General features: G+C 32.6%; 16 protein-coding genes and 1 pseudogene. All 17 read left to right on the forward strand.

Features of this window, described 5'->3' with window-relative positions; genetic code table 11:
• Positions 1 to 6 precede the first annotated feature (6 nt).
• Positions 7 to 222: pseudogene (gene csrA / locus KPL44_RS25185) on the forward strand (carbon storage regulator CsrA); the annotation flags it as partial.
• Complete coding sequence (locus KPL44_RS25190; RefSeq protein WP_367302936.1) at positions 199 to 582, forward strand: flagellar protein FlaG; 384 nt, start codon at positions 199 to 201, stop codon at positions 580 to 582. The pseudogene csrA and the gene KPL44_RS25190, both read left to right, overlap by 24 nt.
• 48 nt (positions 583 to 630) lie before the next feature.
• Complete coding sequence (locus tag KPL44_RS04890) at positions 631 to 921, forward strand: hypothetical protein (RefSeq protein ID WP_216247783.1); 291 nt, start codon at positions 631 to 633, stop codon at positions 919 to 921.
• Between the two features lie 12 nt (positions 922 to 933).
• Positions 934 to 1329, forward strand: a complete 396-nt coding sequence (fliS, locus tag KPL44_RS04895; protein WP_407934991.1) for a flagellar export chaperone FliS — start codon at positions 934 to 936, stop codon at positions 1327 to 1329.
• Positions 1330 to 1347: 18 nt separating this feature from the next.
• On the forward strand, positions 1348 to 3987 hold the full coding sequence (fliD, locus tag KPL44_RS04900) for a flagellar filament capping protein FliD (RefSeq protein WP_216247784.1): 2640 nt from the start codon (positions 1348 to 1350) through the stop codon (positions 3985 to 3987).
• Positions 3988 to 4067: 80 nt separating this feature from the next.
• On the forward strand, positions 4068 to 4403 hold the full coding sequence (locus tag KPL44_RS04905; protein ID WP_216247785.1) for a hypothetical protein: 336 nt from the start codon (positions 4068 to 4070) through the stop codon (positions 4401 to 4403).
• 207 nt (positions 4404 to 4610) lie between these two features.
• Positions 4611 to 6992, forward strand: a complete 2382-nt coding sequence (locus tag KPL44_RS25195) for a flagellin N-terminal helical domain-containing protein (RefSeq protein ID WP_253201616.1) — start codon at positions 4611 to 4613, stop codon at positions 6990 to 6992.
• A gap of 84 nt (positions 6993 to 7076) precedes the next feature.
• Positions 7077 to 7508 carry a hypothetical protein gene (locus KPL44_RS04920; protein WP_216247786.1) on the forward strand — a complete coding sequence of 144 codons (432 nt, stop codon included), beginning with the start codon at positions 7077 to 7079 and terminating at the stop codon, positions 7506 to 7508.
• A gap of 368 nt (positions 7509 to 7876) precedes the next feature.
• On the forward strand, positions 7877 to 8218 hold the full coding sequence (locus KPL44_RS04925; protein ID WP_216247787.1) for a hypothetical protein: 342 nt from the start codon (positions 7877 to 7879) through the stop codon (positions 8216 to 8218).
• 137 nt (positions 8219 to 8355) lie between these two features.
• A complete protein-coding gene (locus KPL44_RS04930; RefSeq protein ID WP_216247788.1) occupies positions 8356 to 9201 on the forward strand; it encodes a flagellin N-terminal helical domain-containing protein in 846 nt (281 codons plus the stop codon).
• A 4-nt stretch (positions 9202 to 9205) separates the two neighbouring features.
• Positions 9206 to 11290 (forward strand): hypothetical protein, encoded by a 2085-nt coding sequence (locus KPL44_RS04935; RefSeq protein ID WP_216247789.1) that lies wholly within the window; start codon positions 9206 to 9208, stop codon positions 11288 to 11290.
• A gap of 130 nt (positions 11291 to 11420) precedes the next feature.
• Positions 11421 to 11543: a hypothetical protein gene (locus KPL44_RS25710; RefSeq protein WP_301182933.1), complete on the forward strand. Its 123-nt coding sequence runs from the start codon at positions 11421 to 11423 to the stop codon at positions 11541 to 11543.
• On the forward strand, positions 11543 to 11959 hold the full coding sequence (locus KPL44_RS04940) for a hypothetical protein (RefSeq protein WP_253201617.1): 417 nt from the start codon (positions 11543 to 11545) through the stop codon (positions 11957 to 11959). The genes KPL44_RS25710 and KPL44_RS04940 overlap by 1 nt, the downstream gene beginning before the upstream one ends.
• A 627-nt stretch (positions 11960 to 12586) precedes the next feature.
• Complete coding sequence (gene flgB, locus KPL44_RS04945) at positions 12587 to 12997, forward strand: flagellar basal body rod protein FlgB (protein ID WP_216247865.1); 411 nt, start codon at positions 12587 to 12589, stop codon at positions 12995 to 12997.
• A 4-nt stretch (positions 12998 to 13001) separates the two neighbouring features.
• Positions 13002 to 13436, forward strand: coding sequence for a flagellar basal body rod protein FlgC (gene flgC / locus KPL44_RS04950; protein ID WP_071613447.1), 435 nt, complete (start codon positions 13002 to 13004; stop codon positions 13434 to 13436).
• A 12-nt stretch (positions 13437 to 13448) separates the two neighbouring features.
• Positions 13449 to 13754, forward strand: a complete 306-nt coding sequence (fliE, locus tag KPL44_RS04955) for a flagellar hook-basal body complex protein FliE (RefSeq protein ID WP_216247790.1) — start codon at positions 13449 to 13451, stop codon at positions 13752 to 13754.
• A 15-nt stretch (positions 13755 to 13769) separates the two neighbouring features.
• A complete protein-coding gene (fliF, locus tag KPL44_RS04960; protein ID WP_216247791.1) occupies positions 13770 to 15326 on the forward strand; it encodes a flagellar basal-body MS-ring/collar protein FliF in 1557 nt (518 codons plus the stop codon).
• Positions 15327 to 15329 lie beyond the last annotated feature (3 nt).

The following is a 15329-nucleotide window of genomic DNA, read 5'->3' on the forward strand; positions in this document are numbered from 1 at the left end:
GTCTAAATGTTAGTAATAGGTAGAAAAAAAGGCGAATCCCTATTGATAGGTGAAAATATTGAAATAAATATAGTTAAGGTTGAAAATGGTTCTGTGAAAATTGCAATAAATGCACCAAGGGAGATTAGTATCCTAAGAAAAGAACTTTACACGGAGGTTACGGATGAAAATCAAAGGGCTATGGTTTTCGATGCAGCAATTTTAGAAAAATTAAATAACGAATTAGGGGGGAATATGGATATTAGTGGCAATATGAAAAATGAGTTCACGGATTTAGAAAAATTTTATAAAACAGCACAGAATACTAAGGACTTAAAAACTGTTGAAAGCAATAAGGAACTTATTAAAAAAGAAAATAGTGAAAAAGAGATTAAAAATGCAGTTAATAAAATAAATAGATTTTTAGATGCTGAAGGAACTCATCTGCAATATGAAAAACATGATGTTCTTAACCAGATGATTATAACGGTTGTTGATAATAATACTAATAAGGTAATAGAAGAAATACCTTCAAAACAAATACTTGATATGGTAGCTAAAATGTGTGAAATGGCTGGTATTTTAGTAAACAAAAAGGCGTAAATTTTTTGAAATGTCATAACCAACTCGTATAAAGCTGGGAGGATTATTATGGAATTCAAATTAAATAAAATAGATGTTGAAATAAGACGAAGAGTTAAAGATACAACTAAGTCTGGTGTAATTCATAGAAAAGGTGAGATATCAGTAAATAAAGATAGAAATCCTAAAAATAGTTCGGAGACATACGAAGAATTTAAAGGTAAGATTTCAAAATATAATAAAAAACATAAAATAACTGTAGGGGCATACAAAAATGCACAATATGATGTACAGGTTTTTAAGGAAACTTTAGAAAAAGAACAAAAGATCATCGGAAATTATATAGATACTAAAAAGTAGGGGTGAAAGAATATGGCAATGAACGCGTATGGTAATGCATTCAATACTTATAAAAGCAATAGCGTAAATTTCGCATCAAAGGATCAATTACTTTTGATGTTAGTAGATGGAGCATCAAAATTTTCCAAAATAGGTAGACAGGCTATAATAGACAAGGATATTAAAAAGGCTCATGAAAACATTGTAAAGACTCAAAATATATTTTATGAGTTAATGGCAACAATGGATGTGGAAAAAGGCGGAGAATGGGCAAAAAGCTTGATGAAGGTTTATGAGTTTATAGCACGACGACTTACAGATGCTAATATTAAGAAAAGTGAAAAAATTATGGATGAGATAATTCCACTAATTGAGGAAGTTCGAGATACGTGGAATGAAGCTTATAAAAAATCTAAAGGTGGAAAATAAACTAGGAGATGATTATAAATGACAAGTATTTATCCAAGTAGTACTAACACAACAAGCAGTACTTCAAGTGCTAACTTATTGAAAATATCAGGTATGGCATCGGGTATTGATACAGATGCAGTAGTTAAAGCTATGGTGTCAAATTATCAAACTAAGATAGACAAGGCTAACCAAGCGAAACAGACTTTAGCGTGGCAGCAGGAGGCGTATAGAGATGTTATTAAAGATATAAAGGGATTACAAGATTATTTTGATCCACTTTCAAGTAAATATATGTTATCAGATAATTCTATGAATACAAATTTAATAAATAGTACTGAGCCTTCTATTGTTTCAGGAACTGTTAGTGCTAGTGCAAAAGCTGGGACTTATGCAATAAATGTGCAGAAATTGGCAGCGCAAGCTCAAATAGAGGGAACATCTCAAAACTCAATTATAAAAGTGGCTGATTTAGCAAACTGGAGTGGTACATCATTAAATTTTCAGGTTAATGCTGATGCTGCACCAGTAAGCATAAAATTAAGTGACATATCAAGTGGTACAGCTACAAATTCTACTAGTATGGCTACAATGGCAGCAGATATAAATAAGCAAATTTCGGCTTCTGCACTAAATGGTAAGATTTCCGCTTCTTATGTAAGTAATGGAGCTGATAGCTATATTAAGTTTACAAAATCGTCTACTAATACAGATAGCATTACACTTAATGGTAAAGACAGCACTGTAGTGACTAGTGATTTAACAATTAATAGTGGAATTTCATCTAGTTCTAAATTAACAAGTTTGGGTCTAGCTGTAGGGAAAGAAATTAATTTTACTTTATCTAATGGAACAACTGATTCAACTGTAAGTTTAGTTGTAAATGATACATCTACCGTGCAAGACTTAATAAATCAGGTTAATAGTAAAACAGGTGGTTCAGTATCAATGTCTATAGAAAGTACAACGGGTAAAGTAATTCTAAAATCGAAAGATTCTGGATCAACTACAAATTTGAAAATTTTATACAGTGATACAGATACTATGAATAAAATAGGTTTAGGAAGTATATCAAGTGCAAGTGGTAAAATAAATGGTAATTCATTGAATTCACAAGTTTCGGTTACTGACGTCACAAAATGGTCAGGTGCAAAATTAGATTTTGGTTCAAGTGGAAGTATAACCTTAGATAGCGTTATTGCTGATGCAGCGAAAGATGGAAATACAATAGATGATATAGTAACCAATATAAATAGTAAAATATCAGGATCTAGTTTAAAAGACAAAATTACTGCATCTTATGTCCAGGATGGAGCTAATAAATATATTAAATTTACAAATTTAGGTACAGATTCAATATCATTAGAAGCTAATGATACATTAGGAAATTTAAAAACAGCAATAAATCCTGCAAGATCTTCAACTTCAAAATTAGCAGATTTAGGCTTTAGTGTTGTTGCTGGTGCCAATACTATTGATTTTAATTTGAGTGATGGCAGCACAACAAAAAAAATAAGCTTAACAGTAACTGCATCATCAACTATTCAGGATTTAATGACTTTGGTTAACACTGGAACAACTGGCTTTAATATGGATATTGATTCTGACGGAAAAATAAAATTCAACTCAACCACTACTTCTTCAGGTTTAAGTATTACAGATAACAAAGGCAATTTAGGAAACTTGAAATTAACTGCAAGTGCAACAGGAACCGATGCTTTAGTGGACATAACTGAGCCAGGACAAACAGTTTCTACAACAACTACTCAAAGTTCAAATAACTTCACAGCCAATGGAGTAACCTATAATATGTCTAAAATAGGTAATTCAGCACTAACAGTAACTAGTAATTCGGATACTGTCGTTAGCAATGTGAAGAAATTTGTTGATGATTACAATACTGTAATATCAAAAATTAATACAAAATTAACAGAAAAAAAAGATAAAGCATATCCACCATTAACTGATGCACAAAAGACAAGTATGAGCGAATCACAAATAACAACATGGGAAACTAAAGCGAAGGTTGGAATACTTAGAAAAGATGACTATTTAAGTAGTTTAATGACACAACTTCGAGGAACACTTTATTCACCTGTGTACAGTAGTTATAGTAGTACAGATGCCAGTGCAGGAAAGATAGCATTAAATTTTGGTGCCTATGGAACTGGTTCTATTGGTATAGAAACATCAACGACTACAACTGATGGTGGAAAACTTGTCATTAAGGATGAAACAAAATTAAAGAATGCTATTGAAAATAACATGGATGATTTTAAAAAATTGTTTATAGGTACATCGACTGATAAATTAGCTACCAATGAGCCTTATATAGGATCAAAAAAATATAACCAAGAAGGAATATTTAGTAGAATGAATAGCATAATGAAGGACTATGTAGCAGGGCCAGGACTTGGTAAAGATGGTACTTACACCTTGAGCGGATATATGAACATATTTGTAAATAAACAATATGATTATAGCAGTTCAGGTACAGGGGGCAAAAATACACTTCCTGACCAAGTATATGCTAAGACACAAAATGTTAGTAAATTTCAAGCTCAACTTACGGCTGCTTCAACTAGATATTATGCTAGATTTACAGCATTAGAAACCGCAATGAATAAACTAAATTCACAACAGAGTTCACTTACGTCTATGCTAGGGTCAAGCTCATAATAAATACAATTGTCAGTTTGACACTAATCAATGGTAACTGTCAATTGTAAATCTTTAATTAAAATAAAGCAGGTGATAAATTGGAATTAGAAGAAGATTTTATTAAATACAAAGGTATCACTTTAAATATAATTAAAATAGTTAAAGCAGAGGAATACGAAAAATTAGATGAGCTTTTTAACCAAAGGCAGTTAGTCTTAGATGATATGAATAAAATTAATTATTTGAAAGAGGAATTGAAAAAGTTCTATGTTCAGTATGAAATAGAAAAATTAGAAAAAAAATTAGCTCTTGAAATGAAAGCTAGGAAAGTCGATTTATTGAAGAAAATGAAAGCAAATGAAAACAAACAACGTGGAATGGCTAGTTATAATAATATGCCTTCTAAAGCAGTTTTTTTAAGCAAAGAAATCTGATTCGAATTAGTAATTTAAAATATATTTAAAATATATTTTAAAAAAGTATAAAGTTATTATTTATTGTAGCGATATATATAGTAGTAACAAAAACAAACTGAAATTCACATTTCAACAAGTTAGTTAGTACAGCTCGTAAAGAGTTTAACTATAAATAACAAATAGAGGACAAGGATGTCCTACTAAAAATTCAAGGAGGAATTTATAATGATAATTAATCACAATTTAGGTGCAATGAACGCAAATAGGAACATGAGCATAAATTCATCAAATGCAAACAAATCAATGCAAAAACTATCTTCAGGTCTTAGAATTAACGGTGCAGCAGACGATGCAGCAGGTTTATCTATATCTGAAAAAATGAGAGGACAAATCAGAGGATTAGATCAAGCTTCAGCTAATGCTCAAGATGGTATCTCAATGGCTCAAACAGCTGAGGGTGCTTTGAATGAAACAACTTCAATCCTTCAAAGAGTAAGAGAACTTGCCAATCAGGCTGCAAATGGTACAAACACTGAGGGCGATAGATCATCAATGCAAGATGAAGTTAATCAATTATCATCTGAAGTTAATAGAATAGGAAATACAACTGAATTTAATACTCAAAAAGTATTAAACGGTGGTACAGGTTCAACTGATGGTACAAAAATTACTAAGGCTACTGGAGCTGATAAAACTTTAAGTGCTGCAATGACAACTGGTACAGTGGCTGCAGATACAAATGCTACAAAGACATTAGGAGCAGTTACAAGTTCTGCTGCTATTACTGGAACAACAGCAACAACAGGAGTAATGGTTTCTGCGGCTGGTACTACTAGCGCAGGTACTAAAATTACAGTTAATGGAGTAGATTTTAATGCTGGCGGAGTAGCTATTGCAGGTACTGCTGCTGATAAAGCTACATTAGAAGCACTTACAGGTACTAATGCAGCTGGTCAAACGGTTACTTTAGGTTCTATGGCAACTGTTACTGCAGCTGCTAATAGTATTACAATTGCTTCAAATAATAAAGGAGCATCTGCTTCAGTTGCAGTTAGTGCGGATTCAGCATCTTTTTTAAACGCTAACGCTGCAAAAACAACAACTAATGGTACAGGATCACAATTAGTTGTAGACGGAAATAAAACATTCGAACTTAGTAATACTACTTTAGCGGGCACTGCAGCTGATATTACTACACTAGGTAATTTGTTATCAACTGATGGATTAACTAAATTATCTGATTCGGTGAATATTACTCTTGTTGCTGGTAAATTAGATTTCACTTCTAAGAGCGCTGGTACTACAAGTAGCATAACAATTAATGGAGCAGCAGATGCTGCACTAGGAACAACTGCACCTGATATTGCTGCTGCTACAAAGACAACTAATGGAACAAACGGTTCAAGAATAGTTGTAGATAATACAACGTTTAATCTTGGTGGAGTTGCTATAGATACAACAAGTGCAGCAACAATAGCAACTTCTATAGATTCATTGAAAAATGTTACTTCTGGTGGAGTTAAATTAGGTGACCTTGTTGATATTAAAAATAATGGTGGTAAGTTAGAATTTTCTGCTAAATCAACAGGAAAAACTAGTACTATATCATTTACATCTACAGCTGCAGATTCATATTTAGGAACATCAGCAGCAGATACAGCAGCTATTGCAGGTACTACAGATACAACAATAGGAGCTGACACTACAGTTGAAAAAGCTGGGTTACAAGCTGGAAAGGCTTTAGGAACTACAGCAGATATTAGTTTAGCTGCTAACTCAACATTTAAAGTTGCAGTAGGTACAGATAGTGATGTAACAGTTACTCTAAACAAATCCGCAGCAGCAGCAGTTTATAATACCTCTAATTCAGATAAGAATGTATCACAGTCTGAAATGGACAGATTACTTAAAGATGTTAACTCATCATTACAAGATGCTGGATTAAGTGGTAAAGTTAGTGCATCGCTTTCAGCTGATAACAAGATACAATTTATATCTGAAACAAATTCTAATATAGAGGTTAAAGATGGAACTAATACTCCATTAGCATCTAACTTAGGATTTACAGATAAAGCTACAGACATGGGCAAAAATGCAAATGTTCAACAAGTAGTTGGAGCAGGAGCACAAGGAAGTGGGTTTACAACATCATTCCAGATTGGTGCTAATAAGGGACAAACAATGACATTAAGCATAAATGATATGAGATCAGCAGCACTCGGAATTACAGGAAATGCTGGTCAACAAGGATTTACAAAAACAAATGGTGTAACAAACGGAACAACAGATGTTAAACAAGAATCAGCATTAAATGTAATGACAAAAGAAGATGCAACTAAATCACTTGATATTATAGATAAGGCAATAGCTTCTGTATCTACTGAAAGAGGTAAGCTAGGTGCAGTACAAAACAGATTAGATCACACAATCAATAATTTAGGAACATCAAGCGAAAACTTGACAACAGCTGAATCAAGAATAAGAGATGTTGACATGGCAAAAGAAATGACTAACTTCTCAAAGAACAATATCCTTAATCAGGCTGCTCAAGCAATGCTTGTTCAAGCTAATCAACAACCACAACAGGTTCTTGCATTATTAAGATAATTAAAGAACTTATAAAAGTAATATTAAAGAGTCAGGGTGAAAACTCTGGCTTTTTTTTTATAAATAAAAGCAGGAGGTAATCATATGGATATAGAATCATTATCAATGGTAGTAAGTCAACCAAATCTTCAGCGAAATGATGATAGAGTAGTAATTAACACGGATAAAGATGCAGGGAAAGAAAACGATAAACAAATGGTGCATAATGATGCAGTAGATCCTAATATCGGGCAGAATCTAGATGTAGTTGCAGGAGTGCAGAAGGATAAGAATGAAGAAGTAAATAGACAGCTACAACAGGAGCTAAAGTGGGCAAAGGATAGACAGAAGATGCTTAATGTCAAAGAAGTAAAGCTCTTGCAAATGAGAGAAATAGCGGAACAAGGTAAGCAAATTAATAGTCTTAACCCAAAAGAACAAAGCAGATTAAATGATAGGCTAGATAATTTAGCAAAACAGGTTAGTGCAATAGATAGTGAGAGTAGAAGAACAAAAGGTGGAAGAAAATTGGAGTGAGCATTAGTGGCTATAGACTTAGCTACTGGTGCTTATTTTTTAGAGTCTCACTAAGATAAAGGAAAAAAATTAATAGTCTTATGTAGCCTAATAATTGGTCAGACATTGCAAAATTAAAGGCTATAAAATAGTAGAATTAGCGATGTAAAATCTGGAACTATAAAATAAAAAGGATAATAAGTAAACATCAGTGGCTAGCTAATTAGCTAATGGTGTTTTTTGCTTCGGGTTCTAATTATGTAGATTATTGAGCCATTATTTTAAAAATTCATGAAATTAACTAAAGTATAGCAAAAATTGTTCGAGAAATAAGCGTATATGAAATTAATAATTGTATGTATTATTTTAAACAAGAGAGGTGTAAGTACATGGGTATCAATAATGAAGTTTCAATAGGAGTAGAATCAATAGAGAAGATTATTAAGGAACTAGATGAAATAAGTGTTCTTTGTTCTGAGCCGTATTTAAAAATTAAAATTGAAGAATTACTTGGTTTTGTATCTAGTATTGTAAATTCAGAGAGTAAATCTTCTGTTGAAGATATGATATTTGAAAAAATGGTAGAAGTTAAGAACTCTAGTCCAGATCTTCATTTGAAGTTATATATGTTATACAGAAATCTTGTGTCTGGTAGGATATCAAAAGAGGATGCAATTATTTCTTTTGAAAGTTCTTTGAGTTTGTTTCCACCAGATGTAATGGTTTATTAACGTATGAAAATTATAATTACAAAATTAGAAAATCAATTACAAAAGATAATAGTATAATGAATTTCTAAAGTAAAATGAATTATCTTCGATATATTAAAATAGAGATTAGTTTAAAAAATTTTAATGGAGTTGATTTTATGAGAATTAATAAAAATATAGCATCTATAAATATATATAGACAATATAGTAAAAATCTTATCAAACAGAATTCATCCTTAGAGAAAATAACATCGGGTATTAAAATAAATAGTGCAAAGGAAGATCCAAATGGGATTGCTCAAAGTGAAAGATTTAGAATGCAGATAAGGGGCCTTCAAATGGCGGGCAATAATACTCAAGATGGTGTTAGTATGCTTCAAACTGCAGAAGGTGGTCTTGATGGTATTACTAGTAGTTTGCAAAGGGTTAGAGAATTATTAGTGCAAGCTGGAGGAACTACAACTGATGTCGATAAAGGGGCTGTTCAACAGGAAATAAATCAGATGTTAGATGGAGCAAATGATATAGCAAATAATACTGAGTTTAATTCTGTTAAGCTTTTAGCAGGGGGTACAAACGATGATAAGTCTAATTTAGCAATGGTTACAGGTGTCAATGTAGGAGAGAAAATTAATATACCCCAATATGATCTAACTACAAAAGGCTTATTACTTAAAAATGATTCAGGTGAAGTTCAAGTAAAGGTGGGGAATATAGATGAGTCTCTAAAACTTGTGGACAATGCTCTTCATAATATCGTTCGTGATAGAAGTAAATTTGGAGCCTTAGAGAATAGGTTTCAAAGTAGTTATGATTCTATAACAGAGATATCGGATAAAACAGAAACTGCTGAGAGTAGTATAAGAGATACAGATATGGCTACAGAAATCATGGAATATTCTAAGGAGAATATTCTTGTAGAAGCTGGGAATGCAATGATGGTTCAATCAAACCAGTTACCGCAAGATGCATTAAAGATACTAGAAAATGTTAGAGGAAGATAATTTAATGAAGAAATTATTATCAAAAGTATTAGGCGTACTATTATTTATATCAATGGTTTTACCATCATCAAGTACAGCGTTTGCAGTCCAATTATCTAACCCGCCTGTTGATACAAATATAACTATAACAAATAATGCAGGAGCCCCCGATATTTTAAATGTAACGGGCCTCGCAAAAGGTGATATAGTAAATGTATATTCATCTGCTACAGATAAAAAATCTATAGGGACAGGAACAGCAAAGGTAGCGGGGGTAGCAACTGTAAGTATTAAACAAATTGGAAGTTCAGCAGGAAATGTTTATGTATCTGTTAAAAATACAGGATTACTCGAGAGCAATAAAATTAAAAAACCATATGATGCAGAAGCAAAATCAATAGCATTAGATCCAAAGGGTATAGTTGTAACAAATAATGCAGCTGGAACAAAAGATACAGTAGTGGTTCCAAGTTTAGTTACAGGAGATATAATAAAAGTATATTCAGGATCGACGGATGGAGTTCTACTTGGAACAGCAACTGCAAAAATAGATGGAGATTTAACAGTAAGTATTGATCAAATTGGAGCAGAAGCCGGAAATGTATATGTATCCCTTACAAGTAAAACGTTACTGGAAAGTGATACAACATCATTTGTAGCATATCTCGCAGAAGTAAAATCAACACCACTTGATCCAATGGGTATAGTAGTAACAAATAATGCAGCTGGAACAGCAGATACAGTAGTGGTTCCAGGTTTAGCTATAGGAGATATAATAAAAGTATATTCAACATCAACAGATGGAGTTCTACTTGGAACAGCAACTGCAAAAGTGGATGGAGATTTAACAGTAAGTATTGATCAAATTGGAGCAGGAGCCGGAAATGTATATGTATCAGTTACAAGTAAAACATTGACTGAAAGTGATAGAACAACAGCTGTACCTTATGATGCAGAAGTAAAATCAATACCATTAGATCCAGCAAGTATAGTAGTAACAAATAATGCAGCTGGAACATCGGACACAGTAGTGGTTAAAAAGTTAGCTATAGGGGATATAGTAAATGTATATTCGACATTAATAGCTGGAGATATTCTTGGAACTGCAACTGCAAAAGTAGCTGGAGATTTAACGGTAAGTATCAAACAAATTGGAGCAGAGAGCGGAAAAGTATACGTAACAGTGACAAGTAAAGCATTGCTTGAAAGTGATAGAACAATAGCAATAGCATATGCTGCAGAGGCTAAATCGACACCATTAGATCAAAACCAAATAGTAGTAACAAATAATGCAGTTGGAACACCAGATACTGTGGTGGTTCAAAACTTATATATAGGGGATATAGTAAAAGTATATTCAGCGGCAACAGGTGGAGTCTTAATAGGAACCTCAACTGCAACAGCGTCGGGATTAACAGTAAGTATAAAACAAATTGGAGTAGCCAGCGGAAATGTATATGTATCAGTAATAAGAAAAGCATTTCTTGAAAGTGATAGAACAACAGCTGTAGCATATGATGCAGAAGCAAAATCAATACCATTATATAAAAGTGATATAGTAGTATCAAACAATGCAGCTGGAACAGCAGATACTGTAGTGATTAGAAATTTAGTTATAGGAGATATAGTAAAAGTATATTCATCAGCAACAAGTGGAATCGTAATAGGAACGGCAACTGAAAAAGCAGTAGGAGATTTAACAGTAAGTATAAAACAACTTGGCGTAGCCGGTGGGAATATATATGTATCAGTAACAAGAGAATCATTTCTTGAAAGTGATAGGACATCAGGGGTACCTTATGATTCGGAAGAAAAGTCAGCACCACTATATGATAGAAATATAGTAGCAATAAATAATTCAGATGGAGTATTAGACAGGGTACTTATCCAAAACTTAGCTATAGGGGATATAGTAAAAGTATATTCAACTGAAAAAGGTGGAGTTTTAATAGGAACAGGAACAGCAATAAAAGCAAAGACAACAACAGTTAGAGTAGATTTAATTGTAAGCATAACACAAACTAAAGCAGCGAGTAGGGATATATATGTATCGGTTACAAGGAAGAAATTTCTAGAAAGCGATAGAACATTAGCAATAAAATCTATCTAGTAAACCCCAGGGGTGTATTTAACAAAAAAGACTAAGAACAGTTCTATTGTTCTTAGTCTTTTGTCGTTAGTGTAAATTTTGTGAATTTGGCAATAATTAATAATACTCAAATAAAGTGGAGGTTATAATTATGCCAACTATAAAAAGAAAATGGTATCCTGGTGCGAGCTATCATGTTACTGCAAGAGGCAATCATAAAAATGATATTTTTAAAGATAAAGATTATTTTAATCTTAGTTTATATATGATATAATGGTAGCAAAAGATCTAGGCGGTGAATTTATGGATAAGGAAATACTAGATATTCTAAAAGAAATGCAAAGTGATATGAAGTCAATGCAAAGTGATATGAAGTCAATGAAAAGTGATATGAAATCAATGCAAGGTGATATTAAATCAATGCAAGGTGATATTAAATTAACACAAAGTGATATTAAATTAACACAAAGTGATATCAAATCAATTAAAACAACCCAAGAAGAACACACTCAAATACTTAGAGCTTTAGAACATAAAACTGATGTTATATCAGCAGAGCAGGAAAATTTGAAACATGAAGTTTTCGAAATTAAAGGTGAAGTTAAGAGTATAAGAAAAGACATGAGTAGTGTGGAAATTATAACGGCAAATAATTGGGCAGATATTGCAAAACTAAAGGCTATAGGATAATATTAATCATTCGCAAGCACCCCAGGGGTGAAAAAAAAACATGGGAATATGCAAAATTACGGTTTACTAAGGGCTGTAATTTTTTTTGCGTTTTTTGCGTTTACCATAGGGTGAAGGAAAAACTGCACCCTGGGGATGTAATTCTTAAAAATTTATTTCACAATTTTGCAACTTAAACTCGAAAAATGCGTATTTAGTATTGAGTATTAATTTATATTAAGGATGAAAATTATATTTTTAACATGAAAGCATAAATATGACAATAAAAGCACCGATATCATATTTATTTATTAATTATACCAATTAATACATACACAAATTACAACAATAATGTATAATATAATAATAATATGTAATCAAATCATAATTTAATAAAACATACCAATTAATAATTATAAACCTTCGAATAAGTATTTAGACAGTAAAATGGAGTAGCTTAGAATTTAAAATTAAGTTTGTTGAAATTAAGTTAAAAAAAATATTCACTAAAATAAGCAAATAGTATATAATAATACTTGAGAAGTGGAATAAATTATCTTTATAAACAAATTTCGCTAATTTTTGCAAAAAAATAAATTTTAAGAAGGAATTATATATTTTATATCTAAATCTAGATTAAGGGGGATGATGATTTTGAATATAATTGGAAGTTCTACAAATGGAGATACATATAGTTTACTTAAAAAAAGTATGGATGCTTCTGCGTTAAGAAGTAAAGTGAGTGCAAATAACATTGCAAATATTAATACAAAAAACTACAAAGGGCTTTACGTTACATTTGAGGAGACTTTAAAGGATAACATGGATGCAGATACAATGAAAACAGATAATAGTAAAGATATTCAAGCCGGGAATAGTAATGGTCAAATTACAGTAAACAGAGATGAGAGTACTAGCGCAAGGCAGGATGGTAACAACGTAGATATAGATCTTGAGATGACTAATCAAGCTGCAAATACCTTAATGTACGCTGCCCTTGTTAGTCAAGTTAATAGTAAGATTTCACTTACCAGTTATGTTATAGGAGGAGGCAAATAATATTATGAATGATGCATTTATGGGGATGAGAATAAGTTCTAGTGGACTGGTAGCGGAAAGATTAAGGATGGATACAATATCATCTAATGTTGCGAATGCGACTACTACTAGAGGCGAAAACGGAAAACCATACATAAGAAAGATAGCTGTATTTCAAGAAAATTTACAACAAGAATTAGATAAAACTACGAGTACATATAAAACCAGTTTTAAAGGGGTTAAGGCTGTGGGAATAGAAAATGATCCGTCTGCTTTAAGGCGTGTCTATGACCCATCACACCCAGATGCTGATAAAGACGGGTATGTGAGTATGCCTAACGTAAATATTTTGAATGAAATGGCAGATATGATTGCATCTACAAGAGCATATGAGGCAAATGTAAGTTCTATGACTGCTCAGAAAAGTATGTTTTCTAAAGCGTTAGAAATAGGTAAATAGGAGAGTGTTTTTATGAACATTAATGCAAGTGCAAATGTAAGCAATACAGCGGTTCTTAATGATGTTAAAATGGATGCTGTTAATACTGAAAATTCAGGTACTAGTTTCTTGGATACATTAAAAGAAAAATTAGATGGAGTTAACGATAAACAAATTGAATCTGATGACCTCACTCAAAAGTTTATAAAGGGTGATGAAACAGATGTACAGAAGGTAATGTTATCTACAGCAGAAGCTAAACTGTCTTTAGAAACCGCTGTACAAATTAGAAATAAACTTGTAGATGCCTATGATGTATTTAATAGGATGCAGATATAGGAAGGGAGCTAGAATATGAGCAAGCTACTTGAAGTGAGAAATAAGTTCTCGCAAAGTTGGGGTAACTTAAGCAAAAATAAAAAAATAGCTTATAGCATACTTGTGGGAGTAATATTAATAGCAATTATCTCTTTTATAGTAGCATCATCGCAAACTAAATATGCTGCGTTATATTCAAATTTGTCAACAGAAGATTCGGGGGCAATTGTTGCACAGCTAAAAACTGATAAAGTTAGCTATAAGGTAAGTGGGACTAGTATATTAGTACCTAAAGATCAGATTGATAGCCTTAGAATGACGCTTGCGTCAGAGGTTAAACTTACGGATGGAAGTAAGGGATTTGAGCTTTTTGATAGTAGTAAAATGGCACCTACTGATACAGAAACTAAAATTATGTATCAAAGGGCATTGTCTGGTGAGATTGAAAGAGCTATAAAGTCTTTCCCAGAAGTAGAAGGGGCTAAGGTTAATTTGGTTATGCCAGAAAGTACTGCTTTTGTTAAAGAAACCGATCCAGCTACAGCATCAGTTGTATTAAAACTTAAATCAGGAACTAAACTTACAGATGAGCAGGTAAAGGCAATAGTTTCATTATTAACTGGGGCTGTGCAGAATCTTCCAAAGGAAAATGTGAGTATAGTCTCTGATGACTTTAAACTTCTAACTGAAGGATTATACGACAAGGAAAAGAAGACATTAACTGACTCTACCGATGATCAACAAGCGCTTCAAGCACAAATTGAGAAGAATATGGAAGAGAAGATAATGAAAGTACTTGAGCCTGTATATAAAGATGGAGTGAAGGTATCTGTTAATTCAGAGCTTGATTTTGATGCGCTTACAAGAAAATCCACAACATATGGTAAAACGGGAGCAGTCGTAAGTTCGCATGATACTGAGACATGGAATGGAGGCACTAGTACTGGTTTATCAACTAGTCCAGTGGATAATGCTACGCAAAATACATCACCGACAACTACTAAAGATGGAAACATTGTGGTAAAAGATAGTACAAAAAATTATGACGTTTCACAAACTGTTGACGATGTAGTGAAGGCACCTGGAGCAATTAAGAAACTTACTACTTCGGTAGTACTTGATGGTAATTTGGATGCAGCTACTAAGACTTCTGTAAATAATTTAGTTGCTCAAGCTATTGGATACTCTGGAGCTAGAGGAGACACTATAAGTATAGAAGGTTTGTACTTTAATACGGCGGCTAAAAAAGCTGCTCAGCAAGCACTACTCGATATAGCAAATGCAGATAAGGCGGCAGCATCTAAAATATTATATACTCGTATTGCAATAGGCGCTTTAGCTATTTTAATATTTATTATAGTAATATTTGTAATTCGTAGGTCGAAAAAGAAGGAAGAAATAACTCCGGAGGGCATTGACATGATGATTGGAGATGCAATTCCTCCAAAGCAGGAAGAAATCTTTCCACCTATTGAATTTGAATCTAAGGATAAAAAATCTAGTATGGAGAATCAAGTTAAAAAATATGCTGCAGATAAACCAGAACAAGTTGCAGATATAATTAAGTCTTGGCTGACAGAAGATGAGAGGTGATAA

Origin of the sequence: Clostridium sp. DSM 17811 (genome assembly GCF_018861905.1) — a bacterium.
Classification (GTDB): Bacteria; Bacillota; Clostridia; order Clostridiales; family Clostridiaceae; genus Clostridium_AD; species Clostridium_AD frigoriphilum.